Here is a 3,229-nt window from a genome sequence, read left to right as displayed (position 1 = left end):
TAATATTGCCTGCTGTTAATATTTGTTTTAGGGTTAATTCGTAAACCGCCAAGTCGCATTTCTTCTTCTGAAAGTGTTTCAATATTTTTATAGGCACTTCGGTATAAAAACACCATATTTTCACCTTTACTATCTATTCGAATGGAAGGCGCTCTAGTAGCTTCTGCTAAAACTAAAATTTCTTCAGATGGCTTTTGGTAGTTTAAATTTTCTTGAGCCGTAACCCAAATTCCCGAAATTAGAAAATAACACAGTAAAAGGTTTTTCATTTTTTTAATTGCTTTTTGTTAAAGCATTAAATTTAAATAAACATGAAACATAACCTTACTAAAATTAAGTTAAAAAGGGCAGAGTTTATATTTCTTTAAAATAATAAATGAAATAGTTTTTAAATTATATTTATCTTGTAAATGAAAATAACAAAATATTGATCATGTATAATTCAAAAATTATAGGACTAGGCAAATACGTTCCTGAAAATGTGGTGACTAATCACGATTTATCTAAAATGATGGATACCAACGATGAGTGGATTCAAGAACGTACAGGCATCAAAGAACGTAGGTGGATTCCCGAAGGATCAGAAGATACATCAGCAGTTATGGGAGCTAAGGCTGCTAGAATTGCTATTGAACGCTCTGGTTTAACAAAGGACGATATCGATTTTATTGTGTTCGCTACCCTTAGTCCAGATTTTTATTTCCCTGGCTGCGGCGTGCAAATTCAAGACATGTTGGATATGCCAACCGTTGGCGCTTTAGATGTTCGTAACCAATGTTCTGGTTTTGTGTATGCCATTTCTGTGGCCGACCAATTTATAAAAACAGGCATGTATAAAAATATTCTTGTTATTGGCGCAGAATACCACAGTAATGGATTAGATAAATCTACACGAGGCCGCGGCGTAACCGTTATTTTTGGTGATGGAGCAGGAGCCTGCGTGCTTTCAAGAGAAGAAGATACAACAAAAGGAATCCTCTCCACCCATTTGCATAGCGAAGGAAAATATGCCGATAAATTAATTGTAGAAGGCCCGAGTATTGCTCATTGGGTTCCTGAAATATTAGAAGCTGGTGAAGAAGATTTATCTTATTTCCCATACATGGACGGCACCTTCGTATTCAAACACGCGGTAGTGCGTTTTAGTGAAGTGATTGTGGAAGGCCTAACAAAAAACGGCATGCAAAAAGAGGACATCGATATGCTCATTCCGCACCAGGCAAACCTTAGAATTGCTCAATTTATCCAGAAAAAATTCAGCTTGCGCGACGACCAAGTTTTTAATAACATCATGAAATACGGTAACACAACGGCCGCTTCCGTTATTATCGCGCTAACCGAAGCTTGGGAAGAAGGTAAAATAAAACCAGGCGATAACGTGGTTTTGGCAGCCTTTGGTAGCGGATTTACATGGGCAAGTGCCATAATTAAATGGGCTTAAAATAATTTTTTGGGCGCCTGCCTGCCGGCAGGTAGGTCACGCCTCCTTAGGTCGTCGTCGGGCTTTCACTACTCGCTCCCTCCCAAGGTCGGGGAGTTCAAACAGACCGTTCAATCCCTGCCTGCCGGCAGGCAGGCCTAAAGCGGGTAAGGTTGCACACGCCAGTATTCAGTTTGCAGCCAAAGTTTATTTGCATAATATCACAAAATCGAAAAACCCAAAACTTTAGTTTTGGGTTTTTCTAGCTATTAATCAACTTCAACTAACACTAAGATGAAGAATCTTCATATATAAGACGTAAAATTGTCTTAAATATTACATCGAACTATTTATTTAACTGATTTTTAACATTTTACACAAAAAAAACCCGAAACGAGTTTCGAGCTTTTTGTTAAGTATTCTAATCCTAAAATACGAATTTGTGTTGTGAAGATGACTAACTCTAAATAATTACGACTTCGTCTTTTTGGTTTAGGTTGTATAATATAACGTAAGTTTATTATGGTTTATTGTATTGAATACTAGGATTTAACATTTTTTTTAACAGTTTTAATAAAATATAAAGCAAAACCCCTAAAAAATTATTTTTTTAGGGGTTTCTTATTCAATAATTCTGCAAATACACTAACCATCAAATATTATGCAGGTTATTAAATATTATAAAAATCCGCCACCACCAGATTGGGTGTTGTCGTCTCTTTGTTTTCTTTTTAATGCACGGAACTTGCCACCACCAAATCTATATGAAAGGGCTATGTTCCACGTGTTGCTTTCCCAATTAAAACCGCCAATTGCAGGGTAGGGTGAATCGCCTTCAAATTCAAATTTCATAGTGTTTAAAATGTCACTATAATTAAAGCTAAAGGTTGCTCTATCGTCTTCAAGAAAGCTATAACGCATCCCTGTATTTAACATAAACATCGGTTTTCTTGTAAATTGAATGCCTTCTTCTTCACCGCGATACATAGCAAATACCGAAAAGCTTAATTTTTTAGAGGCTTTAAAATTATTAAACGCTCTTAAATTCCAAATAACGTTGTTAACTTCTACGTTTTGCCTTACTATATTATCAATAGTGGCATTTTGGATATCGTTGGTATCTAATCTTTCAGTAATACCTTGTTGTGTTTGCGAGTATAAATCAAAGCTTGCATTTAAACTCCACCATTTTGTTGGGCGATAATTTGTTGAAAGCTCCAAACCATATGCTGAGGTATTATCAAAATTGTCATAAGATAAAATGGAGTTTCCAGAGGTTACATCGGTTCTGTCAATAAATACGAACCGGCTAATGTTATCTTCAATAATTCTATAAAAAACACCAGCAGTAATGCTTCCATTTTTTAATTGCCTTGTATAATTGGTTTCTATGGAGTTTGTAAATTGTGGTTGTAATTCTGAGTTTCCAAAGGACGAAATACGCGGTGTACTCCATTCTCTAATAGGATTTATTTGTTGCAATCCTGGTCTGTCAACCCGACGACTAAAACTTAATTGATACGAGTTTTTGTCAGACTGGTTATACGTTAGAAACGCCGATGGGTAAATTTGAAAATAATCGTTTGTAAATGGCAAAAGTTCTGTGCTGTTGTCATCAAAAGTTTTTAAAGCATCAGCACTCGCATTAACTTGTTCTGCGCGTAATCCTATTTGGTAATTCCATTTTTCAAGTGTTTTTCCATAGGTGAAATAAGCTGAGTAAATATCTCTGTTATAGTCAAAATCGGTGCTTGGCGTTGGTATAATGTTTCCTTCACTAGAAAAGGTTTGACCTGATGAGGCATAATT

At 35.8% G+C, this 3,229-nt stretch carries 2 protein-coding genes and 1 pseudogene; 1 reads left to right on the top strand and 2 read right to left on the bottom strand.

Annotation, left to right across the window (positions count from 1 at the left end; translation table 11 throughout):
- Positions 1–269: pseudogene (locus WBN21_RS16015) on the bottom strand (S9 family peptidase); the annotation flags it as partial.
- 164 nt (positions 270–433) lie between these two features.
- Here WBN21_RS16015 and WBN21_RS16010 point away from each other — a divergent pair.
- Positions 434–1,441, top strand: coding sequence for a 3-oxoacyl-ACP synthase III family protein (locus WBN21_RS16010; RefSeq protein ID WP_424202047.1), 1,008 nt, complete (start codon positions 434–436; stop codon positions 1,439–1,441).
- Positions 1,442–2,098: 657 nt separating this feature from the next.
- Here WBN21_RS16010 and WBN21_RS16005 read toward each other — a convergent pair.
- Positions 2,099–3,229 (bottom strand): outer membrane beta-barrel family protein (locus WBN21_RS16005; protein ID WP_424202045.1); only part of this gene is annotated, 1,131 nt, incomplete at its 5' end.

Origin of the sequence: Algibacter sp. (assembly GCF_049667265.1) — a bacterium.
In the GTDB taxonomy this organism is placed as follows: domain Bacteria; phylum Bacteroidota; class Bacteroidia; order Flavobacteriales; family Flavobacteriaceae; genus Algibacter_B.
This window is presented reverse-complemented; position numbering and strand designations above follow the sequence as displayed.

What these genes read in the sequence shown, in the direction of transcription:
- WBN21_RS16010 (WP_424202047.1), top strand. Translation starts at nt 434, where the DNA reads ATGTATAATTCAAAAATTATAGGACTAGGCAAATACGTTCCTGAAAAT.